Below are 25,336 nucleotides of genomic sequence, written 5' to 3'. Positions count from 1 at the left end.
GTAAGGTGAAAAAATGGACATTAAACATTTACAATATTTTATTGAAGTGGTTCATGCTAACAGTTTTTCACGAGCCGCTGATAATCTTTATATTACTCAGCCAACGATAAGTAAGATGATCAAAAATTTTGAGGAGGAAGTAGGAGTTCCACTTTTTGAACGATCTAGAAAGCAACTAACTCTTACCGATGCTGGAAAATTGATTTTCGAGCAAGCGACATTAATTAATCGAGCTTATCATAATTTAGAAATTGAACTGGATAATCTTTTAGGATTAAAAAAAGGTCATATTCGTATCGGACTTCCGCCTATTTTTAATGCACACTTGTTTCTCAAAATTGTTAGTAGCTTTCATGAGAAATATCCTGGAATCACATTTCAACTGATGGAACAAGGATCGAAAAAAATTGAAGAGGCGGTAGAAAAGAATCTGCTGGATGTTGGAATTGTTGTTTTACCTACGCAAACAGAGATTTTTGAACATGTATCATTAAAGGAAGAAAATTTTCGGGTAATCCTTCATAAATCACATCCGTTTGCCGCAAAGAAGGAAATTGAATTAGAAGAATTAGCGAACGAATCATTCATTACCTATAATCGAGATTTTGTTCTCAATGATCGCATCCTGCATGCTTGTCAATCAGTTGGGTTTATGCCAAATATCATTTCTGAATGCTCACAACGCTCTTTTATCGAAGATATGGTTTCATGGAAGTTGGGCATTGCTCTTATCCCAGAAAGTATTTGTCAAAATTTAAACCATCGAATTAAGGCTGTAAAGGTCATTAATCCTTCGATTGAATGGAAGTTAGGGATCATTTGGAGCAAACATCATTATCTTTCATTTGCCACGAAAGAATGGCTTTCTTTTACGAAGGAAAAGCTTAAGGAAGAAAAAACAATATAAAGCTGAATACATTAGAGACGGAAGAATGATGCCGTCTCTTTTTTTGTGTGTTTCAACTATTCGTTTGAAGAATGGATGTAAACTCTTTCATAGATAAATGGAATATTTCTGATGAAATATAACCATTTTACTTGACGTAAGTAGAGACGTACAATTTTTTAAGAAAGGTTATTCTTGTTTACAAGTTGTTTATAGGATTAAACCTAATGAGATTGTTTAAATGAAAGGACTTAAGAGATGGAAGCAAAAAAAGCAAGTGAAAGTCGCATTGTTAATACAGCCCAAGTCTTATCCTGCGACTTAAACAATTACAATACACTCTTTGGTGGAGTACTAATGAAAAAGCTCGATGATGCTGCAACATTATCTGCTCGTAGACATTCGAGAGTAAAAGAATGTGTGACAGCGTCAACCGATTCGATTGATTTCTTACACCCTATTCATCAAACCGATTCTGTTTGTGTAGAGTCGTTTGTTACCTATACAGGAAAAACTTCGATGGAGATTTTTTGTAAGGTGGTTGCCGAGGATATTATCACGGGTGAACGGAGAGTTGCAGCTACAGCGTTCTTGACCTTTGTCGCACTTGATGAAAATAAACAGCCTATCCAAGTACCGAGCATTTTACCTGAATCGGAAGAAGAGAAATTTCTTTACGAAACCGGAAAAGAGCGGGCGGAAATGAGAAGGATTCGAAGAAAGAAAAGTAGAGAACTTGCTGAGTATATTTCACTTAAAAAACCGTGGGATCAATAAGAGGAGGATGGAGCTATGTTCACTTTATCAAGTATAGATGAATTAGAAGAGGCACAAAAGAGGATCGATAACATCAAAAATGATTACCCAGTGCTGTATGAAAAATTATTAGATGCTGTATATTTAACAAGAGCTTTGCAATTTAAATATCGATATATGGGCTGTTTAATCATGGATGAGGATGCTGGTGATGATACACCACAATTTGTGTATGGTTCTGTAATTAGAGTATATAGAAGGGAACTAAAAAAATTAAAAGAAGATCAAGACTTTCTTGTTTTAAAGCAATTGTTTACAAATTTCCGTGATGCTGGTTACTCAAAAATATCCCTCCTTGTTTTGGGGATGCCGCCAGAATCATTAGTTGGAACATCTTATATTCGATAAGAATGGAGGAGTAAAGACTTTAAAGGTCGTTACTCCTTTTTTCATTTGTATCATCTCAAATTTGGAAAATCACCTTTACACATTCACTATAGGATAAAATGCTTATTAATTTTTGTATGTTTATTGTAAAGTCGAAAAATTAAGTATATGATAGTATTGGATATAGGGTTAACTGCTCTAATCTATTGGTTGTAGAAGTGTTGATTACAATTAATCCATTTTATAATGGGGCACGTCAAGTTATTAACATTTTAGGTTATGTTTCCTTAGAATATTGAATGCTAGGAATTAAGCCGAAGTAAGAGGTAGTTATCAGCTACTCTTATTTCGGCTTTTTAATTTATTTTATTTAAAAGGATGGGTTTAATGAGGGAAGGGATTTCACAAAGTTATAAGAATTCATTGGATTATTTTATCAGTATGAATAGCGGTAGTGATTTCTCGATTTTCTCAGAGGATAAAGACCCGTATTTCATCATTAATTTATCAGGTGATATCGTCTATGCCAATGATGCATGTCACGTTTTCCTAGGATATAAAAAGGAAGAATTGCTGCAATTAGAACTTAAAGATGTTTGCAGTTATACAGAATTGAATCGTACAGGAACATATTTTTTAAGGGATGATCGGGAAAAATTAACTAGTTTCTATTTGCAAATTATGAAAAAAAATAAAGAGTTTACCGATATTGACGTTACGTGCGTTCCTATTTTTCAACATAAAAAAGTGATTGGAACTTATGTCGTTTTTAGAGAAGCGCAAGATATAGCCGTCCAACAAAAAAAACAATTTAGTACAATTATGGAGCATTCTCCAGAAGCTATTTTTATATTAAAAGGAAGTACAATCATTGATGTAAGCAATGGTGCCGTTAAATTGGTTGGAGCAAATCGTAAAGAGCAATTAATGGGGGAGAGTTTTTACCAACTTTTAGATCCTGGGTGTATAGAGATTTTCTATGACAAACTTCTTGTCATAGAGGACGGAGGAATTCCAGAATTATTTGAACTGAGAATGGTTACAATGGATGGAAAAATCATTGATGTAGAAATAAAAGCCTTGCCAACTATTTTCAATGGAGAACGAGCATTTCATTTAATTGTTAAAGATAGAAGTGAATATAAGAAATTAACGATGATCTCTGAGAAACAAGCAGTGGCTGGTCAATTGGCTGCAGGAATTGCCCATGAAATCAGGAATCCAATTACAGCCATTAAGGGATTTATGAAATTAATAAAGTCTGCACAAAAAAAGGAAATTTCCTATTTTCCAATTATCGAATCAGAAATTGAACGGATCGAAATCATTTTAAACGAATTAATGGTGCTCGCAAAACCATCAGATTTAAAATACGAAAGTGTATACATCGATTTAGTCGTGGAGAAAGTGATTAAATTAATGGAGTCTCAAGCATTATTGAACAATACGTGATTACATATGTACGTGGGTTTGTGGCACCAATGGAGGAAGTACTTCTGAAACAAGGGCATGCGAAGGATGTAGATCATGCAAGACGATTAATCATGAATTTTCTTATTGAAGAAATAAAGGGTGTCATTCAAGTATCCCTCGATGTTGAGGTGGGTGATTACTATCACGATTGGAATTTTCCCAATAATACAGGGATCCTTATATTTATTCTTGAAAAAGAAGAGGAGGATCATTATGTTACGGATATTGACATTTCAAAGTTAGAAAGGGAGGTAGGGCGAATCAGTCATCTTGTTCAAAAAACCCCTGATGAGATGTTTACATGTCCGATTTCTCATTCAATATATGTGGTTGAGAGAGCCGGTATCCTCATTCAAATAGAAAAAGCTCTACTCGAGCGGGGATTCGAGCAGGAATTGAGATATACAAAGGATCAACTTGAGAAAAGTTATTTTCATCGACACGGAGAATTTGAGGAAATCTTTCATCAACCAATTAGGGATATTTTTATCGATTGGGACTTTCATGCCAATAAATCGGTTATGGTCTTTATCTTAGCTTAATATTGATCACCAAAAGAAGAGCTTATTGATTAAGCTCTTTTTATATTCATGATGAACTGCATGAAATAGGGTCCGGGAAAAAATATCCAAGTTTATCCTATTGTGATATTATAAATAGTAAATGAATCGATTGAATGTTGCATGATTTCTGAACATCTTTAGTAAATGAGGAACGGAAGATGCCCATGAACAGATATAAAAGTGAAGCTTTGAAATTATATAAGGACAGTGTTCTCCTCCTTATTTTAGTAGGTCTCGTATTTATTACAACAGAGTTTAAAGTGACTCTTGTTTTTGGTCTTACCTTTACTTTCTCTAGTTTATTTTTATTTCTTATTTTCCGTATTTACGGTTTATCTTTGGCGCTAGTAACAGGTCTTGCTGCCCTCCTTTTTGTGCCAAGAGAATTACAGCTTCTAGGCTTAAGTGCAATTCCCATTATAGAAGTATTGTTTGTCGGGCTATTCTTCCTCAAAGGCAGAAAGGCAAAAATGTTTTATGTTGATGCCTTATTTTGGCTTGTGTTGGGTGGATTTCTATTATTCTTTCTTAATCGTCATAACCTTACTGACTATGCCCTTTATTTTACAATTAGTAAAGATATTGTAAACGGATTATTGAATGTTCTACTAGCAGATATGTTGCTTGCATATTTTCCGTTTTACCGTTTGCTTAAAAGTAATCGTTTAAATAAAAACCATGTATCCATCCATCAATTTTTATCCCATATTACCTTATTTTCTATTTTAGTTCCTTTCTATATTAATGTTATTTCTAATACCCTTCATACTTATGAATCTCTGCCTAAAGAATTAAGTACAGAGGCTGCTAGCATTGCTACACGAATGGAGAAAGCTCTAATGGGATTGGATGAGGAAGATGTTTTTCAGATTCAAGACATTGTCCTGCGAAACCAAATACAAGGAAATGAAATCTTGTTGGAGAGTAACGAAGGAACCGTTGTAACAACCGATTTAATGACTCTACAGCATGCACGAGATTTGCAAGACCAGTATTCACTCAAAGAAATGGCTCCTCATTTATACGAGGCGTTTCCAAAAAATAATGAAAGTCTTCAACCACTAAATAAATGGTCGGAAGGACAATACATATACATAAGAAGTGTGGATTCGATGACCATCCTGCTTCAATATCCAATAAGTCAATATCAAAATGATATCTTTCAGCTTTCTCTTGAACAATCACAATACCTTTTATTAATGGTTTTATGTTTAGTAGTGTTACTTCTCGCTTTTAATCGTATGCTTACAAATAATCTAAAGCATTTGACAGTAATCACAACGGGCCTTCCTCAAAAGCTAAGAAGGCTTGAAGAGATTGAGTGGCCCCAAAGTTCGCTTTACGAGCTTCAACTACTTAGACGAAATTTGCGGAAAATGGCAGATAAGTTAACTGAATTATTCCAAGAAAGTACAGAAATGAACGAGAGATTAAAAGAATCAGAGGAACAACTTCATTGTTTGGCTTATTATGATAGCTTGACATCTTTGCCAAATCGCTATTACTTTCAAAATTATGTGAATGAACTAATCGCTGACCCTTCGAATAAAATGCTCGCTATTATTTTTATTGATCTGAATCAATTTAAGCAAATCAATGACACACTTGGGCATGATGCTGGGGACACACTGCTGACTTTAACAGCCAAAAAACTCAAAGTATTACAGAATAATGACCGTGAAGTTTTTCGATTGGGTGGAGATGAGTTTGTAATTGTTCATCAATTACAGCATAAAGATGAAGTTCAGGCTACTCTCAATTTGATTATTAGGGAACTATCTACTTATTTCCGAATTCATGAACAGGATCTTTATATTACGGCGAGTATTGGCGTTAGTATGTATCCGGATGATGGACAGGACTTAAATACGCTTGTACGATTTGCTGATATTGCCATGTATATATCGAAGGAAATGGGTGGCAATACAGTTCAATTTTATGATGAGTCCATGAGAGATAAATTTCAAGAACGTCTCTTTATTGAAAATGCATTACGAGCTGTAGTAGACACAGGAGGATTTGAACAGTATTATCAACCAAAGACTCTTTTAGGAAAAGTGACAAGTGTGGAGGCGTTATTAAGATGGAAGGACTCTGAATTAGGGTCTGTTTCTCCAGGAGTGTTTATTCCGATTGCAGAAGAGATGGGCCTCATTTTTCAAATTGACGAATGGTCGTTAATTCAAGCATGTAAACAATCCAAGCAATGGCAAATAGAGGAGAATATCTTTATCCCGATTTCGGTTAATATTTCTGCCAAACATTTTCAACAAGAATACCTTGTGTCTATGGTTAAAAGGGCTCTTGATGAGTCAGGGCTTGAGCCGCGTTATTTAAAGTTGGAAATAACAGAAAGTGTATTCATAAGAAACCCTCAACATGTGTCCTATGTCATGGAGCAATTAAAAGAGATGGGGGTGCAAATTTCTATCGACGATTTTGGAAAAGGTTATTCAGCTTTATACCAGCTGCTGCATCTACCGATTGATGAGATCAAAATTGATCGGCAATTTATCAAGAATATTCATGAAAATGACAAGCAAGCATTATTGGTCAAATCCATATTGTCTTTCGCACATGGGCTGGATCTCAATGTTGTGGCAGAGGGTGTTGAAACAAATTATGAAAAAGAAGTTTTAATGCAAATGGGTTGTGATGAGATCCAGGGATTTTTATTCAGTCCTCCCGTGAATAAAGACGAATTTGTGAGATTGGTACATGCAAAAGAGCCGAATTACCTATAAAACTCTCTGCTTTTATCATACATATGAATCATTTTTTGTAGTATGATTTAATTATATATGTAGGTACTAAAACTTAGTAATAAGAAGCGGAGAGAAAGTAGAATGCGTTTAGTGAATTTAGATAACTGCCAAACTGGAACGCTTTTAGGAAAATCGATTTTTCGTGAAAATGGAACGATTCTTTTGACACAAGGAACCTATTTAACCAATAATTTAATTAAACGGTTGAAGGAATTAAATGTTTTTACCGTATACATAGAAGATGAAGTATCTGAGGGGATTGAAGTTAAGGAATCAATTCCTCCTGAGTTGCGGCAAGAGGCAGCAATGGCGATCACCGAAGGATTAGATGAATTAGTCCATATACATAAACGTCCCAATGTCCATGGAATTATGAAAACAGGTCGAGTTGTGCGTAGTATTCAGAAGGTGTTTAAGGATATCTTATTTTGTCTTAATGAGAGTCAGGCGGCCTTAAATCTACTAGCGATGGCAAAGGTTCAAGAAGATCATGTGTATAATCATTCTCTCAATGTCTCGATCTATGCTTGTCAGTTAGCGATTGAAAATGGGCTGCCAATCAAGAATATTGAAGAAATTGGTTTAGGCGCCATGTTGCATGACCTAGGTAAACTGTATATTCCAAAAGAGATTCTTAATAAACCAGGAAGACTGACAGAATTGGAATATGAGTTGATTCAGTCTCATTGTGAATTAGGTTTTGATCGCTTAAGAAAGATTCATGAGATTCCCCTACCTGTCGCCCACTGTGCCTTGCAACATCATGAAAAAATAGATGGAACAGGGTACCCTAGGGGGTTAAGAGATCATGAGATTCATAAGTATGCCAAAATCATAAGTGTTGCGGATGTGTTTGATGCAGTCACAAGTCATCGAACCTATCGTCCTGCCATGTTACCTCATCAGGGAATTGAAATTCTTCAAAGGGGAATGGGGACACAATTCGAAACGAAACAGGTGGAGCTATTTAAGCAATGTGTGGCTATTTATCCACCAGGATTGACGGTTCTATTAAATGATGGAAGAACAGGAATTGTTTCAAAATATAATTTCCAGTCGATAGGAAGACCAGTGGTACGGATTATAAAAGATCAAGAGAATCAAGCGGTTCAACCGTATGAAATTGATTTATCGGCGAATGAACATAGGTTACTCGATATTGTAGAAGCAGATGCGTTGCTATAAATAATGGGCTGAGCTTGAAAGAGGGAAAATAACTCTTTTCAAACTCAGCTTTTTTACTGTCTTTTGGCGTTTCGCCGATATATTTGATTTTTCGCCGATAAATTTCGATTTCCGCCGATATATCTCAAAAAACGCCGATATAATCTGATTTTCGCCGATATATCTCAAAAAACGCCGATATATCAAAAGACGCAAGAGTATTAATAAGAATGACACACGAATTATTTAGATAGAGTGCGTGCTGGAAGGAATTGTTGCGCATAGATTCATTGAAAAAGGTCTGCCTTCGTTCATAATTGGAACAATTTTGGTGAAAACAAGAAGTTTCGTCATCTCTAAAGATGATTAAGATAGAAGCTCAGCTAGAGCAACATCTAATGAGAAAATAGAGCTCTGTTTAAAATCCACATCAGAAAATTCATCACTAAAGCCGTTAACGCCAGAACCAATTTGAACAATTCCTTCTACATGTTGAGAGGACTGTATTTCTTTAATTGCATGATTTAAATATCTGTTTCGTTGTTTAGGATTGTACATAATAGGTATCTCCCTTTCTATAAAGAACAGACCAGCTTATAAGAGAACTGGTCTGTGAATTGCCTTTGTGAGTAGGAGTTATACTCTAAATTTAGAAACGTTTTCTTGTAGTTCTTGAGCCATGCCGCTTAATGTATGAGCAGAAGCTGTAATTTCTTCCATGGATGCGTTTTGTTCTTCGGCAGAAGCTGCCACCTGTTGTGAATTTCCAGCAGCTTGCTGGGAAATCGTTGCAATTTCGGACATTTTTTGGACCATGTCTTCAGTGCTCGCATTTACTTCTTCTACAATCGCCGACACTTCTTGGGCTTGGGTACTAATGTTTGAAATCATGTCAGTGATTTCTTGGAATGAATTACCTGTCTCATTCACCTTTTCTATTCCTGATTTAACAGAGTTCTTTCCTTCTTCCATGGAAAGGGTAACTTCGTTGATTTCCCTTTGAATTTGACTAATAAGAGTGCGGATATTGTCCGTTGCATTATTCGATTCCACAGCTAGTTTGCGAACTTCATCTGCTACAACAGCAAAACCTTTTCCGTGCTCACCTGCTCTAGCAGCTTCTATCGCTGCGTTTAAAGCAAGAAGATTTGTTTGCTCAGATACTTGTGAGATTAGATCAACGATTTTACCTATCTCTTTCGAACGGGTACCAAGTACTTGAATATTATCTGCAATTTTTGCTACTTGATCTTGGACTGTGTTCATCTGTGTCACAGTCTCTGAAACAACAACATTGCCTGCTTGAGCCCTTTCACTCGTTGACACACTCAAATTAGAAACGATTTGGATAGAACCTGCGACTTGCTCCATTCCATGAGATATTTCCTGCATTGATTGATTTCCATTCATAGCACTTTGAACTTGATTATCTGAACCAGCCGCAACTTCCTGAATCGCGATTGTTATTTGTTCGGTTGCTTTTGATGTTTGTTCAGAGCTTGCTAATAGCTGCTCTGAAGAGGAAGCAACTGTTTCGGATGTTATGGTAACTTTGCGGATAAGGTTTGCTAGATTGGTGCCCATTTCATTAAAGGCTTCAGCGAGATCACCAATTTCATCCTTATTTTTAACTTTAATGGGATCCATCGTCAAGTTTCCATTTGCCACTTCTTTAACATTATCAGTGACAAATTTTAACGGCTTAGATATCATGCGTGAAGTAATGTAGGCGATTGATAATCCGAGGACGACGCCACCAATTAAAAAGGCGATGATTAAAACTAAGCTGCCATTAAATACTTTATTTGCTTCGTTGCTTGCTGCGATTGCGTTATCATGATTATAAGTAACTAACTCATTGACAGTAAACTGGATGCTAGAAAACATATTGTCTGCTTCGCCAATCGTGGAAAGAAGACGAATACCATTGACATTACCAGTCCCTTGAACGATATTCATATCTTTTCCGAGTTCAATAAATTTAGCATGGATTGCTTGGTATCTTTCCCATTTATCTACGAGAGTATCGTATTGTTGCTGCTCTTCATCAGTAGTGATTGTAGCTTCATAATTTGCAAATACTCTATCAATCTCTGTAAATGTTTCGTCCATCTTCTCAACTAATAAGGCGAGTTTCTTTTCATCTGGTTCAATGACGTATTTATATTCGAGGGAAGCGAGGTGTTCAGTTAGATAATTAATGGTATTGATTGATTCAACACTAGGTAGCCAAACGTCGGTAATTTCGGTGCTCTTTTCGTTGATGTTATTGGTTGAACTAATAGCAACATAGCCCAAAATCCCCATAATTAAGAGGACAGATGCAAAACCTATGTACAGTTTTTTTGAAACTGAAAGGTTTAGGTTAAATCTAGGTCTTTTGATTCTTAGCCGTTTCATGCAGGTACCCCCTAAGTAGTGTAATTCTGTCGAAAAATGTTATAATAGTTCTATTTTATACTATTTTAATAGTGAATTAAAACTATTTTTAAATTAAAAAATATGAATAATTAGAAAATATAACTTAGGTAAACGAAAATTTTTACAAATACCTTCATTTCGTTGTATGATAAGGGAACGAAAGGGTGTTGGAATCGTGAAATTTATAAAGTTTCTGTTGATCCCGATAGTGCTTCTGGGCATTGCCGGATATGCAGTCTATTATATTGGTACGAATATTGCTTCGGAAAAAATTATGGATTCAGTAACGACAGAATTAGTAAATAGTGGAGAAATTGACAATATAAAACAAAGGATAGAAAGCGATCCAGAGCTTAAATCTCATATGGAAGAAGCTCGAAATGCTGTAGAAGAAGATTTGCCGTTTACTACAAAAGGAGAAGCAACGCGAGTTCTCATTAATAAAGTAGGTGTAACGACGCTAAACGAAATTCAGGAAAAAGCAGAATCTGGTTCCGCTTCAATAGAGGAAATTATCCAAGAGCTGGAAAGTAAATTGTCAGAGGAAGAATTTTTAGCTTTAAAGGTGATCGCTTATAAAGAACTTTATGGAAACTAGTCAAGACCATGTTGACTAGTTTCTTTTTTTACATACTGCCATTCCGATGGGATAATGACGGCCCTCTCGACCTGGTACAGGCTCAATGAGTACCCCTTTTTGGTAGTAAAATTCCACTTCTTCATATGCAGTGAATAGCTCTTGGAATTCTTGTTCCGTTAACTGGTGTACATGGTAGGGCTCACTTGTAGGTTTTCCTCTGCCTTGACCAAAGGGTGTTGATATAACAAGTGTTCCACCAGGTTTTAGCATTTGATAGATGTTTTCCATAAAAATGTCTTCTTTATCTACATGCTCAAGTGTTTCAAAGCTCACAATCAAGTCGAATTGGCCTATTTTTTCTGGAAGAGTAGGCTCTACGCAGTTTTCTACCTGGAAAGAGACTAACGGATGATAATACTTTCCTTTTGCATAAGTAATCGTTTCTCGATCAATATCGACAGCTATAATTTTTTCAATTTCTTTCTTTTTAGCACTTGCGATCACATTACTTCCAAACCCACTTCCACAGGCAAAATCTAGGACTCGTCCTTTTGCATAATGGATCGCAAAATGATATCTTGCTAAATGTTCCAATAAAAGACCGTTCATAGGCTTCATCAATTCTGGAATCACTCTCTCACCTGTGTATTTCATACTTTTGGCCTCTTTTCGTTGTTTTCCATAACATTGTTTCCATAGTAGCAAAGAATACTACATTCGTATAGCTTCATGACAATCGAGGCATAGAAAAACCCAGTTAACGTGACAAACGATAACCGGGTTGATTTTTTAGCGAAAAAGTTTTTGCAAACCTTGTCCTAATACATTAAATGTGAAAATGACATAAGTCATGGCGAGTGCTGGGTAAAAGACAATCCATACAGGTCCGCGAATGTCGCTGTAAGCGTTGGCTAAAAGCATTGGCCATGAAATCGATGTGTTTTCAAAAGTAAATGAGGAGATATCCGTTTGAACAAATGCTTGTGACACAAATATTCCTAGAAAGCCTAATTGACCGAGTAGAAACATAACCTTACCTAAATCACCAACTAGATTAACAAGGAGTTTTCCATAAAGAAATGGCAAATAGTATTTATTTAGAAGCCTAAAGGAAGAGACTCCTACCGACGTTCCACCTGTTACGAATTCTTTCTTTGAGATTTGATTGAATTCAAGTTTAATCATATCGGCAACTCTCCCGACCTCCATTGCAGCAATAATTAGAACAACGAAAAAAGCTCTCGATTCTGCCATGATTAGAGGTGGTAAGGTCACGAGTAATATGACGACAATAATGGTCGGAACATAAGAAAGAAAACCGTTGAGCCAGTTGAGTAATGCGTTAGCGCCAAACCAATTTCTATGGGCAAAATAAGCAAGTGGAATAGCTATTAGATAGCGAATGAGCGTGATAGAAAGAATGATGAATAGTGTTTCTTTTGCACCTACAATAATTAAACTAAGAATATCTCTTCCATCTCTGTCCGTTCCTAAGAGAAATTCATCAGAAGGTTCGTAAGGAGGAACGACTGGAATTTTTTTATCGTTCCACAGATATTCAATTTCTTGTAATTCTGAATCAATAAAGGGTAAGTATTCGCCGAAAAAAGTGATGAAAAGAAGAAAAAGTAACATCGTGCTGCCGATACATAATAAGATATTCCTTTTAAGAAATGTCATCGTAACTCACCTGTTTTTCGTGGTAATAGTTTGTATTTCAAACGTTTCGATAAAATGATCGTGGCAAACATGATCAATAAGTAGGGCAACATAAAGGCTAAGGCTCTCGGTTCATCATAGGCCAGTATACTTCCTAATAAATGATAACCGGCCCCTTGAAAGCTAGATAATTTTTCCATGATCGGTAGGCTTGTTAGGATGTAAAGCATGACAAATTGTGTTTGATTCAAAATGGAGTAGAGACAGTTCCAAAGCATATGCTTGAGGATGCTTAAAGTCTTTAATCCTTTTGAACGTGCAGTTCGTAAGTAATCTTGACCAACTTCATTTTCTAATGAGGCGGCAGTGAATTTCATCATGTGGACCATTGGAAATACGGTGATGGCGATCATCGGAATGAGAAAGTTATACCAATGATCGTTTCCATAGAGGCTAAACTGTGGGAGCCCTACGTGAAATAATTTGATCAATAAATATTGAATGGCAATAAAAAGAAAGAAATCGGGAATAGAAGACAATATCCATGAAAAAAAAGCTTGTACCTTTCCGATGATTTTTTCTCGAAAATAAAATTGCACAACACCGAGCAGTGTTCCAATAACCATACTTAAGAACAAAGCTGGAAGTATAATGGTAAAATCGCGTATTAATAGTTTTTGCACTTCTTCAACAATCGGGACACCGGTACTGTTATTTCCAAAACCTTTTTCTGTTTGGAAATGCTGAATAAATGCTGCTATATTTTCCTTATATAAATCTAGTGTAAAAGGAAAATCAGCAGTGAAAACGAGTCCACCATGATGAACTACATTCATTTCTCTAGGCAATAGCAAGAGGAGAATAAATGCAATAACAATCAGAAAGAAAACAAGTGAACTCTTAATTAATTCCCACCCCATAAGAACCTCCTTGTAAATGTTTGAATGAATTATAATATTTGAATAATATTTTATTTTAGAAAATTCAGTTTAGTTGATTTTCTCATAAAAATACTATTTTAGTCAAATTCTCCCACATACATCGATGTCAATGGACCCATACTAAGATTGGTGATGGAAATGGCATGCAAATCGAATGAAGCGTTACAAGCAATGGTTGAAGAAGCGCGTAACTGGACGACAAAAGGAAAAGTGGCCGATTATATTCCTGCCTTGGGTTTAGCAAATCCAGATGATTTATCGATTGCGATTCACTACCCGAATGGAGATTGCTTTTCAGCTGGGAATATCGAAAAGAAGTTTACGTTACAAAGTATATCGAAAGTGATCAGCCTTGCTTTTGTATTAATGGAGCGAGGAAAAGAATATGTATTTGAAAGAGTAGGTATGGAGCCGACGGGGGATCCCTTTAATTCGATTGCCAAGCTTGAAACAATGGCAGTAGCGAAACCACTTAATCCGATGATTAACGCAGGAGCTTTAATGGTGACACATATGATTGAGGGAGATTCTGTAGCTGAAAGATTTAATCGACTTCTTGCATTTATTCAAGGGTTATCTGCTGATTCCAAGGTTAGCTTTAGTAAGGAAGTCGCACAATCTGAATATGAAACTGCTCATTTAAATCGCTCTCTATGTTATTTTTTAAAAGAGCATGGATTGATTGAAGAAGAGATTGAACCTTTAATTGACTTGTATACGAAACAGTGTGCAATTGAAATGAACTGTTTGGACTTAGCAAGAATTGGGATTGTGTTTGCGATGGACGGAGTAGACCCTGAAAGTGGAAAACAATTAATGCCTTCTGAGGTGGCTCGAATTTGCAAAACTTTTATGGTCACGTGTGGGATGTATAATGCTTCAGGGGAATTTGCCATTAAAATTGGGATCCCGGCAAAAAGCGGTGTTTCAGGCGGAATTATGGGAGCTGTTCCAGGAAAGTTCGGAATCGGAATTTTTGGCCCTGCCCTCGATGATATCGGAAATAGTATTGCTGGAATTAAACTGCTCGAACTTTTATCAAAACGCTATCGGTTAAGTATGTTTTAGAAAATAAGAGTGTCAATCAATTGTCTAATATATTATAGAAGAAACTGGCAAGAAAAATGATAGAATATAGGATAGATAAGGAAAAATTCCCAATCTAATGCAAATGAAGAGAGAGAAAATTGTATGGAAAACATAGAAATTGAACTGCGGGAGATAAAGAAATTTTTCGCAGAAGGGCCAGTATTGAAAGGAATAAGTGCTAAAGTGAAAAAGGGGTCACTTCTGACGATTGTTGGTCCCTCAGGATCAGGGAAGAGTACGCTCTTGTCTCTTTGTAATCTCCTTCAAACACCAGATGTTGGTGAAATTTATGTGAATCAAAAGGAAATTCGAGAATGGGATATTCAAAGCCTGAGACGTTATGTTGGAATTGCCTTTCAATCTGCTCCGATGATGCAAGGTTCGGTACATGATAACTTATCATTGCCGTTAAAATTGCAACATCAAGTGTTAGAAAATCCGGAAACGTATTTGGAGTATGTTGGGTTGTCAGCTGAATTTTTGTCGAGGGAAGCAAAAGAGCTTTCAGGAGGTCAGAGACAACGGCTATCTCTTGCTCGAACATTGGTCAATAACTCATCTGTTTTACTTTTAGACGAAGTAACTTCTGCCCTTGATTCAAAAACTTCTCAAGGAATAGAGGAGCTGATCAAGCGCATTAATAAAGAGCGTAAAGTGACGATCCTATGGGTAACACATGATCTAGCACAAGCAGAAAGAGTTGGAGATGAAACATGGCTAATTAAAGATGGACAATTAGTTGAAGCAGCTCCAACGAAACAATTTTTTTCCAAACCAAAGGATGAAAAAACGATAGACTTTTTAGATTTGGTGAGGAATGGGATATGAGTTTAACGGCCATTATTTTTAGTTTTGTTTTTGTTATTTTAGCTCTATTTTTATCAAATGCTTTTAAGCTAGGTTTAGGTAAAGATATTATCATTACTTGCATTCGTGCAACGATTCAATTATTTATAGTTGGTTATATTTTGAAGTTTGTTTTCGGCTTTGATCATCCATTTGTGATCATTTTGATGCTTCTAATGATGGTGTTCGTAGCAGCAAAAAATGCCGCCAAACGGGGAAAGGAAATTCCAAATGCATTTTGGAAAATTTTCCTTACCATTGCAGTAGTTGAAATCATTGCCCAAAGCTTTCTATTAGGGTTGAAAATTGTTCCAGCACAACCACAATATATCATTTCGATTAGTGGAATGATTATCGGGAACTCGATGATTATCGCCAATCTCTTTCTTAATCGCTTGAAAGCAGAAATTGAAATGAGAAAAGAGGAAATCACTCTTGTCCTATCTTTAGGAGGGAGCATTAAACAAGCAATCTTTCCGATTTTGAAGCAATCGATTCGTGCAAGCTTAATTCCAACGATTGAAGGGCAAAGAACAATCGGTCTTGTACAATTACCTGGAATGATGACCGGTCAAATCATAGCAGGAGCAGATCCGATACAAGCGGTCAAATTTCAATTATTAATCGTCTTCTTAATCATGTCGGCAGCGACTTTAACGGCTATTATTCTAGGGTTTCTGATCTATCCAAATCTATTCAATCATGAACAACAACTCAAGGTTTTTAAATAGTAGGTAGAAAGCCCGTGCATCTAAAGCTTGATGTGACGGGCTTTTTACGTGTGAAGAAGGAGCATACGGGAGGATCTGAGAGGAAAATGGATGATTTATAAGGATATGCCACTTAACTTTGTACAGTTATTACTGAACATACTTTTTTAACAGAATAAAGCTAAATTTCGAGTTTGTTCAAACAATTCTGGAAAGGTATAATAAAAAACAATGGATAAAATTTCTAAAAATATCGTGCTGTTGCCTTATAAAGATAATAGAGGTGAAAGAATGAATGATGCGAAAATAGAAGTCCGAAATGTGACAAAGGTCTTCGGAAAGTCTCCTATGCAAGGAGTAAAAATGCTAAATGAGGGCCTGAGTAAAAAGCAAATTCTCGAAAAAACCGGAATGACTGTGGGGGTCAATAAGGCAAGCTTCGAAGTTAGAAGTGGTGAGATATTTGTCATTATGGGCTTGTCGGGAAGTGGAAAATCAACACTTGTCCGCATGTTCAATCGCTTGATTGATCCAACCGATGGTCAAGTACTGATCGACGGACAGGATATTGTCAAGATGAAACCGAACGAGCTAAGAGAAGTTCGCCGTTCCAAGATAAGTATGGTTTTTCAACGCTTTGCCCTTTTCCCACACCGTACTGTTTTAAGCAATACAGAATACGGACTAGAAGTTAAAGGGGAAGAGCAGAAGAAACAACGTGAAAAGGCGTTAGTAGCTCTTAAACTAGTTGGTCTCGAAGGCTATGAAAATAGTTATCCTAGTGAACTCAGTGGGGGAATGCAGCAACGGGTTGGTTTAGCTCGTGCTCTTGCCAATGATCCTGATGTTCTATTGATGGACGAGGCATTTAGTGCTCTTGATCCATTAATTCGAAAAGATATGCAAAACGAGTTGCTAGAGCTTCAAGAAAAAATGGAAAAAACGATCATCTTTATTACCCATGATTTAGATGAAGCATTACGAATCGGAGATAGAATCGCATTGATGAAGGATGGTTCCATCGTTCAAGTAGGAACACCAGAAGAAATCCTTATGAATCCAGCGAACGATTACGTAGAACGATTTGTAGAGGACGTAGACTTATCCAAGGTATTAACAGCAGCGCACGTTATGAAACGTCCAGAAAAAATTCTTGCCGATCGCGGTTTAAGAGTAGCTTTACAAATTATGAAAGATGCTGGTATTTCCAGTCTTTATGTTGTCGATAAAAAGCAAAAGCTAGTTGGGGCAATTACCGCTCAAGACGCAGCCGATGCTTTAAAAAACAATCAATCTAAAATTGAAGATATCATGATTCGAGATTTACAAACGGTCAGCCCAGATACGTTACTTTCCGATATGTTTGAGCAAGTGGCTACTGCCTCATTACCAGTCGCAGTGATTGATGAAGAAGAACGTTTAAAAGGAATTATCGTTCGTGGTGCGGTGTTAGCTGCACTTGCTGGAGACGATATTCAATTAAACGGAAATGAGGTGAAATAAATGGCAGTACCAAAAATACCACTCGGTGATTGGGTCGATACGTTTGTCGATTTTTTACAAGTACAATTAGAGCCACTATTCGATTTAATAAGAGATGGAATCGGGGGCTTTGTCGAATTTATTGTTTGGATTTTATCATCTATTCCTGCTGCTATTCTAATTATCCTGTTTACAGCACTTATGTTATGGGTGAGCAAGTGGACAAATGCCGTATTTACAGCAGTTGGACTTCTATTAATCTATAACCTGGGATACTGGGATGGGACCATCGACACTTTAGCCCTTGTGCTAACCTCAGTCGTTATTTCCATTATTATCGGGGTTCCAATTGGTATTTGGATTTCCCAAAATAACACAGCCCGCAATATTGTTACACCAATACTAGATTTCATGCAGACGATGCCTGCATTTGTCTATTTAATTCCAGCGATTCTATTCTTTGGAATCGGTATGGTACCGGGAATTATCGCATCCGTTATTTTTGCTATGCCGCCAACTATCCGCTTAACGAATCTAGGAATTCGTCAAGTACCAGAGGATTTAATTGAGGCAGCAAATGCATTTGGCTCAACAACGAAGCAAAAACTATTAAAAGTACAGCTTCCATTAGCCACACCTACGATCATGGCAGGGGTTAACCAAAGCGTGATGCTATCCCTTTCAATGGTTGTTATTGCTTCACTAGTTGGAGCTCCAGGACTCGGTGCTGATGTGTATCGAGCTGTCACGCAAATCAAGGTAGGAATTGGTTTTGAAGCAGGTTTAGCGATCGTTATTTTAGCGATTGTGTTAGACCGGATTTCTCAAAATATAGGAATGAAAAAACAAAAATAGGGGGACATCTTTTATGTTTAAGAAAAAGTTTTTATTAGCAATTGCTCTTCTTTTCACTATGTTATTAGCTGCTTGTGGTGGAAATGATGAGGGTTCTGAAGGTGGAGAATCTACTGATGGTGGTAGTGAAGGAATCGGGGAACAAGTAGATTACAAGATTGTTGGAATCGAGCCTGGTGCTGGTATTATGCAAGCGACACAAACGGCTCTAGAAGAATATGAAAATTTAGCAGACTGGACGCTTGTTGAATCTTCTTCTGCTGCAATGGCATCAGAGCTCCAAAAGGCTTATGAAAATGAAGAGCCAATTATTGTGACTGGATGGACGCCACACTGGAAATTTGCTAAGTTTGATTTGAAATATTTAGAGGATCCAAAAGGTGTTTATGGAGAAGCAGAAGTGATTCAAACACTTGTACGTGAAGGACTACAGGAGGATCAACCAAGTGCTTACACAGTATTAGACCAATTCTTCTGGACTCCAGATGATATGGCTGCGGTTATGGTTGAAATTCAAGAAGGTGCTGACGCTGCTGAAGCTGCAGCTGCATGGGTAGAAGAAAATGCGGATACTGTTGCAGAGTGGACAAACGGTGCTGAAGAAGTTGACGGTGAATCAATTAAGCTTGCTTATGTAGCATGGGATTCTGAAATCGCTAGTACGAATGTTGTTGGAAAAGTATTAGAAAGCCTTGGTTATGAAGTGGAGCTTCTTCAATTAGATGCAGGTCCAATGTTTGCTGCAGTTGCTGAAGGTGATGCAGATGCAATGGTAGCAGCTTGGTTACCAGGAACACATGCATCTTACATGGAAGAGTACGGTGACAAAGTAGTAGATTTAGGACCAAACCTTGAAGGTGCTGCAATCGGTCTTGTCGTACCAACTTATGTAGAGGCAGATTCAATTGAAGATTTAAAATAATCATTGTTAACGGGTGCCCAGAATTTCTGGGCATCTTTTTTTGATTGGCGGGGGAAAATAATGCTAGTTTGAGACATATTAGGAGGTATTTTAGTGGACAAAGAAATGAATTACGGGAGTGATTATACATTTATTCCCGTCACTTCGATCGGAAGCGGAATTGGAATTGAAGTATTACCTGATTTGTATTCACATACGATTCAAATTGTGAACATCGTGCTAGTCGGTACTGCTGAAGCATTTGTTTTAGTAGATGCAGGGATGCCAGGATCGTCAGAGGAGATCATTTCAGTAATGGAGAAGCGCTTCGGAATGGGAAGTCGCCCAAAAGCCATCTTGTTAACCCATGGTCACTTTGATCATGTCGGTGGCATTATTGAATTGATTGAGCATTGGAATGTCCCCGTTTATGCACATAAACTAGAATTGCCATTTTTATCAGGGGAAATTAGTTACCCTGAACCAGATCCAACAGTTGAAGGTGGAATGGTAGCGAAGATGTCGAAGTTCTTTCCGAATGAACCAGTCCATTTAGGTAAGCGTGTGCAACCGCTACCTGATGATGGAACAGTTCCATTTATGCCAGGATTTAAATGGATACATACACCGGGACATACTCCGGGGCATGTATCGTTTTTCCGAGAGTCTGATCGGTCGTTAATTGTCGGAGATGCATTTGTCACTGTGAAGCAGGAATACTTATATAAGGTAATTACGCAAGAACAAGAAATAAGTGGACCACCAAGATATTTTACGAATGACTGGAAAGCAGCGAAGGAATCGGTGATTCGTTTGCATGGATTAAATCCAGCACTTGCTGTAACAGGACATGGACTACCGATGTCTGGAGAACTTTTAACTGAAAATCTTTCGAAATTAGTGCGAGAATTTGATCAAATAGCTGTGCCAGAGCATGGAAAGTATGTGGATGGAGAAATTCACTAGATTTTCTTTGTGAAAATGCTTCGTATAAGTAGGTAGCTATGGAGATATCGGCGATTATTTTCATATATCGGCGAAAATCAGAATATATCGGCGTTTATGAAGATATATCGGCGAAAATTGAGATATATCGGCGAAAATCTCATTATATCGGCGAAACGCTTCAAACACTCTAAAAATGGCGGACAAAGTCCGCCACCAAACCAACTAATTTATCAAAGACTGCAATGGAGCAGGAATTCTTCCACCACGCTTAATCATTTTTTCAGAACTGTATGGGTTAACGCCCATGACAGGAGCTCTCCCTAATAATCCACCGAACTCGACCATGTCTCCTTCATGCATACCAGGAACAGGAATAATACGGACGGCTGTCGTCTTTTTGTTAATCATGCCGATCGCCGCTTCATCGGCAATAATTCCAGATAGGGTAGCTGCAGAAGCTTCTCCTGTTATTGCGATCATATCAAGTCCAACAGAGCAGACACAAGTCATTGCCTCAAGCTTGGATAACGATAAGGCATCATCAAGAATACCGCGAATCATGCCATTGTCTTCACTAACAGGAATAAACGCTCCACTCAGTCCACCAACATAGGAACTGGCCATTGCTCCACCTTTTTTTACAGCATCGTTCATTAAGGCTAGAGCGGCAATCGTACCGTGTGTTCCAACACGTTCCAAGCCGATTTCTTCAAGAATTTCTGCGACGCTATCATTCATCGCATTTGTTGGTGCAAGGGACAGATCCATAATTCCGAACGGAACGCTCAGTCTCTCGGCCACGACACGCCCAATCAATTCACCTGCACGAGTAATTTTAAAGGCGGTCTTCTTGATAATGTCACTGACTTCACCAAGGTCAGCGTCAGGATAGCGCTTCAATGCACTCAACACAACACCAGGCCCACTAACACCTACATTCAGAACAACCTCTCCTTCACCAGCACCATGAAAGGCACCAGCCATAAAAGGATTATCCTCAACAGGATTGCAGAAGACGACAAGCTTGGCACAGGCAAGACCATGTTGCTCCTTACTTTTTTCAGCCGCTTCCTTAATGATTTCGCCCATCCTGCGAACGGCATCCATGTTAATTCCAGCACGAGTCGTTCCAACAGAGACGGAAGCACACACTCTCTCCGTAACACTCAAAGCCACCGGTAGAGCATCAAGCAAGGTTTGCTCGCCAACGGAAATTCCCTTATGTATAAGAGCAGAATAGCCACCGATGAAATCAACACCGAGGGTGATCGCCGCCTTGTCTAGCGTTTTCGCTAACTCGACCGCTTGTTGGGTAGTTGCCTGTCCAAGAATTTCGGCAATTGGGGTAATAGAGATTCGTTTATTAATGATGGGGATCCCAAATTCCCGCTCCACTTTTTCAGCAGTAGTCTTTAAATCTTTTGCATAATGGGTGATTTTGTCATACACCTTTTGCTGCATTTTCTCAAAATCAGAATCGGCACAATCTCGTAAGCTAATCCCCATCGTTACGGTACGAATATCGAGATTTTCCATTTGGACCATTCTGATCGTTTCCATCATTTCATTAACTGCAAATTTCATTTGTTTTCTCCTCTCTTACACACGGTGCATCGCTTGAAAAATATCTTCAAGTTGGACATTAATCGTTAATCCGAGAGCTTCTCCTAATTTTGAAAGCTTCTGTTGTAATGCCTCTAGATCTTCATAATTCGTTACGTCGACAATCATCATCATCGTGAAAAAATCTTGTAAAATCGTTTGACTAATATCAAGGATATTAATTGTTTCTTCTGCTAGGATCGTCGTTACTTTTGCGATAATCCCAACTTGGTCCTTCCCAACTACACTGACAATTGCTCTTTTTTGTTCCAACAAAATCACCTCGAAAAAAATAGTATAAAAAAAGGAGACTGGGTTTCCCAATCTCCATTAGACGTAAGAATAACAACTGTTACTCTTCTGTCCTTTTGCCTGAGATTGTGAATCCTTCGGCGCCGCAAGGGTCTCTCCAGAAGCTGCTCCTGTTATAGTGTTACCCATAACATTCATCGCTAAAGTGAATCCATTTTAAAAATTGATTCAATATGAAATTATTTTTCAAATATAGCAGTGTATTGAATTGAAATCAATGAAAAAGTTCATTTGTTCACATATTTTTATAATCTTCAATTAGCTGTTCAAGCTTCTGCAGACTACTTGCTTCTTCAAGCAGAGGTTCTTTCTTTAATGTATCCATGACACTTTCAATTAAATAGGTGCGAGGTTCCATCATGTTAATTAGTTCATCATAAATAAAATCGAGTAATTCGATTTGCTTCTGAAAATCTGTGCTTTGAGTAAACGGTTTTTTTAAGCTAAGAATGGTCCGATGCATGGCTTGTTGGAAAGCTTTATTATTTTTCTTTCCGTTCGGACTCCAAGTATCTAAAAGTTCAGGCTCAAGAAGCTGTTCGCCAGATTGGGACACCTCTTCCACCGTTTTTGCGATTCGATTGACACTGTAGCGTACGACACGACTAATGGCATGCGGTGGTTTCACGGCTATCGAATAGTTTTTTAGTGTTTGATTCAATATTCCCATAAACATGCTGGCGCAATCTAATAAATAAGGCTTCTTATCCTCTCCGAAGATTGCGACAAAGCGTTCATACACCCAGCGTAAGCTTTTAAAGGAACCAATTTTTAGAAATTGTTTGAGCTCTTCATCATTAGAAACAAATACCTCTTCAAAAAGGGTGGTTAAGTTATTGGAACGATTCATCTCGAGCTGCAGTTCCATTTGTTTAATAAATATTTCTATATCGGAAGGATCTTGTCCGATTAACAACTCATTTCGTTCTTTTTCCATTTGTTTGTATAGGGTAGTAAAAAGAGCGATTAATAATTCGTTTTTAGATGAAAAATAGTTATAAAAGGTTCCTTTCGCAATCCCGCTATAATCAAGAATGTCTTGAATAGAGGTAGCTTGAAAGCCTTTATCGATAAATAATTGATGAGCCATTTTAATTACATGTTGTTTTCTGTCTTTCATGTTCATCACCTTTAATAGAGAGATTGTACCGATCGTCTAATTTGATAGTACATGATTTTTATTAATTCCTCAATGTGGTAAAAACACTGGATATTTTCAATTGATTTTTTTGAACTGCTGGTATATGATATGTCTTATGTGAAATCCGAGTATAATATAATGTACTATACGTCTAAGGGGGAAATATTATGGATAACACGATTGGGAAATCTAGTCGTCCACCGTATGGAATTATAGCGATATTGATGATCGGTGCTTTTATTGCATTCTTAAATAATACATTATTAAATATCGCATTACCGTCTATCATGGTGGAATTAAAAATTGAAACATCGACTGTACAGTGGTTGACAACAGGCTTTATGCTTGTAAATGGTGTGTTAATACCGGCAACTGCTTTTTTAATTGAAAAATACAGTGTACGCAGACTATTTTTGGTCGCAATGGGTTTATTTACCATTGGTACAATTGTAGCTGGAATGGCACATGTTTTTCCGGTGCTATTAGCGGGGCGGATGCTTCAAGCATCTGGTTCAGCAGTGATGATGCCATTGCTGATGAATGTCATGTTAATTAGTTTCCCAATTGAAAAAAGAGGGGCAGCGATGGGCATGTTTGGTCTAATCCTTATGGCTGCTCCTGCAATTGGACCAACATTATCAGGTTGGATTATTGAACATTATGACTGGAGAATGCTTTTCCATTTCATCACACCAATTGCGGCGGCTGTCTTTATTTTAGGCTTTATCTTATTGAAGGATAAGAAGGAAAAAGTGAATATTCACTTGGATTTATTCTCACTAATTTTATCAAGCTTAGGATTTGGTGGAATCTTATATGGATTTAGTTCGGCTGGAAACAAGGGCTGGGATAGTATCCATGTGTATGGTGCGATTGCAGTAGGGGTTGTAACATTAGTTTGGTTTATTCTGCGTCAAGCTAACTTAGAGCGACCAATGCTTAATTTCCATGTTTTTAAATATCCGATGTTTGCTCTATCTTCATCTATTACCATGATTGTCAACATGGCAATGTTCTCAGGAATGCTTCTTATTCCGATTTATGTGCAAACACTACGAGGCATTTCGCCTATGGATGCTGGATTATTAATGCTTCCAGGTGCTTTAGCGATGGCTCTTATGTCGCCAATTACAGGAAGACTTTTTGATAAATTTGGTGGTAGAGTGTTAGCGATTATTGGATTAAGCATTATGATCGTAACAACATTCTTATTTAGCAGACTGACTTTTGAAATTAGTTATACTCATTTAATGATCTTACATGCGATTCGTATGCTTGGAATGTCAATGGTCATGATGCCTGTTTCTACAAACGGCTTAAATCAGTTACCAAAACGTTTCTACCCACATGGTACAGCTATGAACAATACGCTTAACCAAGTTTCCGGTGCGATTGGTACAGCGCTTTTAGTTACAGTTATGTCTACCCGTACAGAAACACATGCAATGGAAATAGGAAAATCATTAACGACTCAGCCAACAGAGGCGATGAAATTACAAATTGAAGCACAAGCGATGTTAGAAGGGATTAACGATGCATTCTTCGTAGCTTCCATCATTACGATATTTGCCTTTATCCTAGCATTCTTTATCAAACGCTCAAAAGAATCAGAAGATCCGCAACAAGAAACTGCAAAACCACAAGTGAAATCAAAGCTTGTTGGGAATTAAAGAGTACTCTATCTAAAAAAAGGCTACGGTGTATCCGTGCCTTTTTTTATTTGGGGAAAATGATGAACCTGCTCTTATTAATTTCAGCTAGAGGTGGGGAGCGAGGCGGGACGACTATCTGGTTATTCCTCTGAGCCGCTTTAAATCCCTGTTAATTTATATTCGATTGGAGCTCTCTCCGTCTC

General features: G+C 37.5%; 24 protein-coding genes and 1 riboswitch. Of the genes, 16 read left to right on the top strand and 8 right to left on the bottom strand.

Annotated features, from left to right (window positions below; genetic code table 11):
• Positions 1 to 13: 13 nt before the first annotated feature.
• From cidR to BMSHG_RS13905, 7 genes are all read left to right on the top strand, one after another.
• Positions 14 to 907, top strand: coding sequence for a cidABC operon transcriptional activator CidR (cidR, locus tag BMSHG_RS13935; RefSeq protein ID WP_019155063.1), 894 nt, complete (start codon positions 14 to 16; stop codon positions 905 to 907).
• 237 nt (positions 908 to 1,144) lie between these two features.
• Positions 1,145 to 1,663, top strand: coding sequence for an acyl-CoA thioesterase (locus BMSHG_RS13930; protein ID WP_019155062.1), 519 nt, complete (start codon positions 1,145 to 1,147; stop codon positions 1,661 to 1,663).
• Between the two features lie 15 nt (positions 1,664 to 1,678).
• Positions 1,679 to 2,050, top strand: coding sequence for a hypothetical protein (locus tag BMSHG_RS13925; RefSeq protein WP_019155061.1), 372 nt, complete (start codon positions 1,679 to 1,681; stop codon positions 2,048 to 2,050).
• Between the two features lie 366 nt (positions 2,051 to 2,416).
• On the top strand, positions 2,417 to 3,481 hold the full coding sequence (locus BMSHG_RS13920; RefSeq protein WP_019155060.1) for a PAS domain-containing protein: 1,065 nt from the start codon (positions 2,417 to 2,419) through the stop codon (positions 3,479 to 3,481).
• Between the two features lie 29 nt (positions 3,482 to 3,510).
• Positions 3,511 to 4,044, top strand: coding sequence for a Na-translocating system protein MpsC family protein (locus tag BMSHG_RS26200; protein ID WP_148346942.1), 534 nt, complete (start codon positions 3,511 to 3,513; stop codon positions 4,042 to 4,044).
• Between the two features lie 179 nt (positions 4,045 to 4,223).
• Positions 4,224 to 6,809 (top strand): putative bifunctional diguanylate cyclase/phosphodiesterase, encoded by a 2,586-nt coding sequence (locus tag BMSHG_RS13910; RefSeq protein WP_019155058.1) that lies wholly within the window; start codon positions 4,224 to 4,226, stop codon positions 6,807 to 6,809.
• Positions 6,810 to 6,911: 102 nt separating this feature from the next.
• Entirely contained in the window at positions 6,912 to 8,015 is a 1,104-nt protein-coding gene (locus BMSHG_RS13905; RefSeq protein ID WP_019155057.1) for an HD-GYP domain-containing protein, read from the top strand.
• 345 nt (positions 8,016 to 8,360) lie between these two features.
• Here the strand turns inward: BMSHG_RS13905 and BMSHG_RS13900 are convergent, their stop codons facing one another.
• Together BMSHG_RS13900 and BMSHG_RS13895 are read right to left on the bottom strand one after the other, a co-directional pair.
• Positions 8,361 to 8,552, bottom strand: a complete 192-nt coding sequence (locus BMSHG_RS13900) for a hypothetical protein (RefSeq protein WP_019155056.1) — start codon at positions 8,550 to 8,552, stop codon at positions 8,361 to 8,363.
• A 78-nt stretch (positions 8,553 to 8,630) separates the two neighbouring features.
• Positions 8,631 to 10,394, bottom strand: coding sequence for a methyl-accepting chemotaxis protein (locus tag BMSHG_RS13895; protein ID WP_019155055.1), 1,764 nt, complete (start codon positions 10,392 to 10,394; stop codon positions 8,631 to 8,633).
• A gap of 196 nt (positions 10,395 to 10,590) precedes the next feature.
• On the opposite strand from BMSHG_RS13895, the gene BMSHG_RS13890 reads away from it, so the two are divergent.
• Positions 10,591 to 11,013, top strand: a complete 423-nt coding sequence (locus tag BMSHG_RS13890) for a hypothetical protein (RefSeq protein ID WP_019155054.1) — start codon at positions 10,591 to 10,593, stop codon at positions 11,011 to 11,013.
• 15 nt (positions 11,014 to 11,028) lie between these two features.
• Here the strand turns inward: BMSHG_RS13890 and BMSHG_RS13885 are convergent, their stop codons facing one another.
• From BMSHG_RS13885 to BMSHG_RS13875, 3 genes are all read right to left on the bottom strand, one after another.
• Positions 11,029 to 11,649: a class I SAM-dependent methyltransferase gene (locus tag BMSHG_RS13885; RefSeq protein WP_019155053.1), complete on the bottom strand. Its 621-nt coding sequence runs from the start codon at positions 11,647 to 11,649 to the stop codon at positions 11,029 to 11,031.
• Positions 11,650 to 11,784: 135 nt separating this feature from the next.
• The gene (locus BMSHG_RS13880; protein ID WP_019155052.1) at positions 11,785 to 12,675 is read right to left on the bottom strand and encodes an ABC transporter permease; all 891 of its coding nucleotides are present in this window, start codon (positions 12,673 to 12,675) and stop codon (positions 11,785 to 11,787) included.
• Positions 12,672 to 13,574, bottom strand: coding sequence for an ABC transporter permease subunit (locus tag BMSHG_RS13875; RefSeq protein WP_019155051.1), 903 nt, complete (start codon positions 13,572 to 13,574; stop codon positions 12,672 to 12,674). The genes BMSHG_RS13880 and BMSHG_RS13875 overlap by 4 nt, the downstream gene beginning before the upstream one ends.
• 159 nt (positions 13,575 to 13,733) lie before the next feature.
• Between BMSHG_RS13875 and glsA the strand changes: the two genes are divergently transcribed.
• The 7 genes from glsA to BMSHG_RS13835 all read left to right on the top strand — a co-directional run bounded on the left by glsA (position 13,734) and on the right by BMSHG_RS13835 (position 20,444).
• Positions 13,734 to 14,663 carry a glutaminase A gene (gene glsA / locus BMSHG_RS13870; protein ID WP_019155050.1) on the top strand — a complete coding sequence of 310 codons (930 nt, stop codon included), beginning with the start codon at positions 13,734 to 13,736 and terminating at the stop codon, positions 14,661 to 14,663.
• A 123-nt stretch (positions 14,664 to 14,786) separates the two neighbouring features.
• Positions 14,787 to 15,512 carry an ABC transporter ATP-binding protein gene (locus BMSHG_RS13865; protein WP_019155049.1) on the top strand — a complete coding sequence of 242 codons (726 nt, stop codon included), beginning with the start codon at positions 14,787 to 14,789 and terminating at the stop codon, positions 15,510 to 15,512.
• Positions 15,509 to 16,261: an ABC transporter permease gene (locus BMSHG_RS13860; RefSeq protein WP_019155048.1), complete on the top strand. Its 753-nt coding sequence runs from the start codon at positions 15,509 to 15,511 to the stop codon at positions 16,259 to 16,261. The genes BMSHG_RS13865 and BMSHG_RS13860 overlap by 4 nt, the downstream gene beginning before the upstream one ends.
• 270 nt (positions 16,262 to 16,531) lie before the next feature.
• Complete coding sequence (gene proV / locus BMSHG_RS13850; RefSeq protein ID WP_026073457.1) at positions 16,532 to 17,743, top strand: glycine betaine/L-proline ABC transporter ATP-binding protein ProV; 1,212 nt, start codon at positions 16,532 to 16,534, stop codon at positions 17,741 to 17,743.
• Positions 17,744 to 18,577 (top strand): ABC transporter permease, encoded by an 834-nt coding sequence (locus BMSHG_RS13845; protein WP_019155046.1) that lies wholly within the window; start codon positions 17,744 to 17,746, stop codon positions 18,575 to 18,577.
• Positions 18,578 to 18,590: 13 nt separating this feature from the next.
• Positions 18,591 to 19,499: a glycine betaine ABC transporter substrate-binding protein gene (locus tag BMSHG_RS13840; RefSeq protein WP_019155045.1), complete on the top strand. Its 909-nt coding sequence runs from the start codon at positions 18,591 to 18,593 to the stop codon at positions 19,497 to 19,499.
• Positions 19,500 to 19,592: 93 nt separating this feature from the next.
• Entirely contained in the window at positions 19,593 to 20,444 is an 852-nt protein-coding gene (locus tag BMSHG_RS13835; RefSeq protein ID WP_019155044.1) for an MBL fold metallo-hydrolase, read from the top strand.
• Between the two features lie 204 nt (positions 20,445 to 20,648).
• Here BMSHG_RS13835 and BMSHG_RS13830 read toward each other — a convergent pair whose 3' ends face one another.
• From BMSHG_RS13830 to BMSHG_RS13820, 3 genes are all read right to left on the bottom strand, one after another.
• On the bottom strand, positions 20,649 to 22,010 hold the full coding sequence (locus tag BMSHG_RS13830) for a PFL family protein (RefSeq protein ID WP_019155043.1): 1,362 nt from the start codon (positions 22,008 to 22,010) through the stop codon (positions 20,649 to 20,651).
• A gap of 15 nt (positions 22,011 to 22,025) precedes the next feature.
• Positions 22,026 to 22,301 carry an ACT domain-containing protein gene (locus BMSHG_RS13825; protein WP_019155042.1) on the bottom strand — a complete coding sequence of 92 codons (276 nt, stop codon included), beginning with the start codon at positions 22,299 to 22,301 and terminating at the stop codon, positions 22,026 to 22,028.
• 77 nt (positions 22,302 to 22,378) lie between these two features.
• Positions 22,379 to 22,451, bottom strand: a riboswitch (glycine riboswitch).
• Between the two features lie 124 nt (positions 22,452 to 22,575).
• On the bottom strand, positions 22,576 to 23,460 hold the full coding sequence (locus tag BMSHG_RS13820; RefSeq protein WP_019155041.1) for a TetR/AcrR family transcriptional regulator: 885 nt from the start codon (positions 23,458 to 23,460) through the stop codon (positions 22,576 to 22,578).
• Positions 23,461 to 23,648: 188 nt separating this feature from the next.
• On the opposite strand from BMSHG_RS13820, the gene BMSHG_RS13815 reads away from it, so the two are divergent.
• The gene (locus tag BMSHG_RS13815; RefSeq protein ID WP_019155040.1) at positions 23,649 to 25,151 is read left to right on the top strand and encodes a DHA2 family efflux MFS transporter permease subunit; all 1,503 of its coding nucleotides are present in this window, start codon (positions 23,649 to 23,651) and stop codon (positions 25,149 to 25,151) included.
• The last annotated feature ends 185 nt before the right edge of the window (positions 25,152 to 25,336 follow it).

Source organism: Robertmurraya massiliosenegalensis JC6 (genome assembly GCF_000311725.1).
Taxonomy (GTDB): Bacteria; Bacillota; Bacilli; order Bacillales; family Cytobacillaceae; genus Robertmurraya; species Robertmurraya massiliosenegalensis.
This window is presented reverse-complemented; position numbering and strand designations above follow the sequence as displayed.

What these genes read in the sequence shown, in the direction of transcription:
- cidR (WP_019155063.1), top strand. Translation starts at nt 14, where the DNA reads ATGGACATTAAACATTTACAATATTTTATTGAAGTGGTTCATGCTAAC.
- BMSHG_RS13930 (WP_019155062.1), top strand. Translation starts at nt 1,145, where the DNA reads ATGGAAGCAAAAAAAGCAAGTGAAAGTCGCATTGTTAATACAGCCCAA.
- BMSHG_RS13925 (WP_019155061.1), top strand. Translation starts at nt 1,679, where the DNA reads ATGTTCACTTTATCAAGTATAGATGAATTAGAAGAGGCACAAAAGAGG.
- BMSHG_RS13920 (WP_019155060.1), top strand. Translation starts at nt 2,417, where the DNA reads ATGAGGGAAGGGATTTCACAAAGTTATAAGAATTCATTGGATTATTTT.
- BMSHG_RS26200 (WP_148346942.1), top strand. Translation starts at nt 3,511, where the DNA reads ATGGAGGAAGTACTTCTGAAACAAGGGCATGCGAAGGATGTAGATCAT.
- BMSHG_RS13910 (WP_019155058.1), top strand. Translation starts at nt 4,224, where the DNA reads ATGCCCATGAACAGATATAAAAGTGAAGCTTTGAAATTATATAAGGAC.
- BMSHG_RS13905 (WP_019155057.1), top strand. Translation starts at nt 6,912, where the DNA reads ATGCGTTTAGTGAATTTAGATAACTGCCAAACTGGAACGCTTTTAGGA.
- BMSHG_RS13900 (WP_019155056.1), bottom strand. Translation starts at nt 8,552, where the DNA reads ATGTACAATCCTAAACAACGAAACAGATATTTAAATCATGCAATTAAA.
- BMSHG_RS13895 (WP_019155055.1), bottom strand. Translation starts at nt 10,394, where the DNA reads ATGAAACGGCTAAGAATCAAAAGACCTAGATTTAACCTAAACCTTTCA.
- BMSHG_RS13885 (WP_019155053.1), bottom strand. Translation starts at nt 11,649, where the DNA reads ATGAAATACACAGGTGAGAGAGTGATTCCAGAATTGATGAAGCCTATG.
- BMSHG_RS13880 (WP_019155052.1), bottom strand. Translation starts at nt 12,675, where the DNA reads ATGACATTTCTTAAAAGGAATATCTTATTATGTATCGGCAGCACGATG.
- BMSHG_RS13875 (WP_019155051.1), bottom strand. Translation starts at nt 13,574, where the DNA reads ATGGGGTGGGAATTAATTAAGAGTTCACTTGTTTTCTTTCTGATTGTT.
- glsA (WP_019155050.1), top strand. Translation starts at nt 13,734, where the DNA reads ATGGCATGCAAATCGAATGAAGCGTTACAAGCAATGGTTGAAGAAGCG.
- BMSHG_RS13865 (WP_019155049.1), top strand. Translation starts at nt 14,787, where the DNA reads ATGGAAAACATAGAAATTGAACTGCGGGAGATAAAGAAATTTTTCGCA.
- BMSHG_RS13860 (WP_019155048.1), top strand. Translation starts at nt 15,509, where the DNA reads ATGAGTTTAACGGCCATTATTTTTAGTTTTGTTTTTGTTATTTTAGCT.
- proV (WP_026073457.1), top strand. Translation starts at nt 16,532, where the DNA reads ATGAATGATGCGAAAATAGAAGTCCGAAATGTGACAAAGGTCTTCGGA.
- BMSHG_RS13845 (WP_019155046.1), top strand. Translation starts at nt 17,744, where the DNA reads ATGGCAGTACCAAAAATACCACTCGGTGATTGGGTCGATACGTTTGTC.
- BMSHG_RS13840 (WP_019155045.1), top strand. Translation starts at nt 18,591, where the DNA reads ATGTTTAAGAAAAAGTTTTTATTAGCAATTGCTCTTCTTTTCACTATG.
- BMSHG_RS13830 (WP_019155043.1), bottom strand. Translation starts at nt 22,010, where the DNA reads ATGAAATTTGCAGTTAATGAAATGATGGAAACGATCAGAATGGTCCAA.
- BMSHG_RS13820 (WP_019155041.1), bottom strand. Translation starts at nt 23,460, where the DNA reads ATGAAAGACAGAAAACAACATGTAATTAAAATGGCTCATCAATTATTT.
- BMSHG_RS13815 (WP_019155040.1), top strand. Translation starts at nt 23,649, where the DNA reads ATGGATAACACGATTGGGAAATCTAGTCGTCCACCGTATGGAATTATA.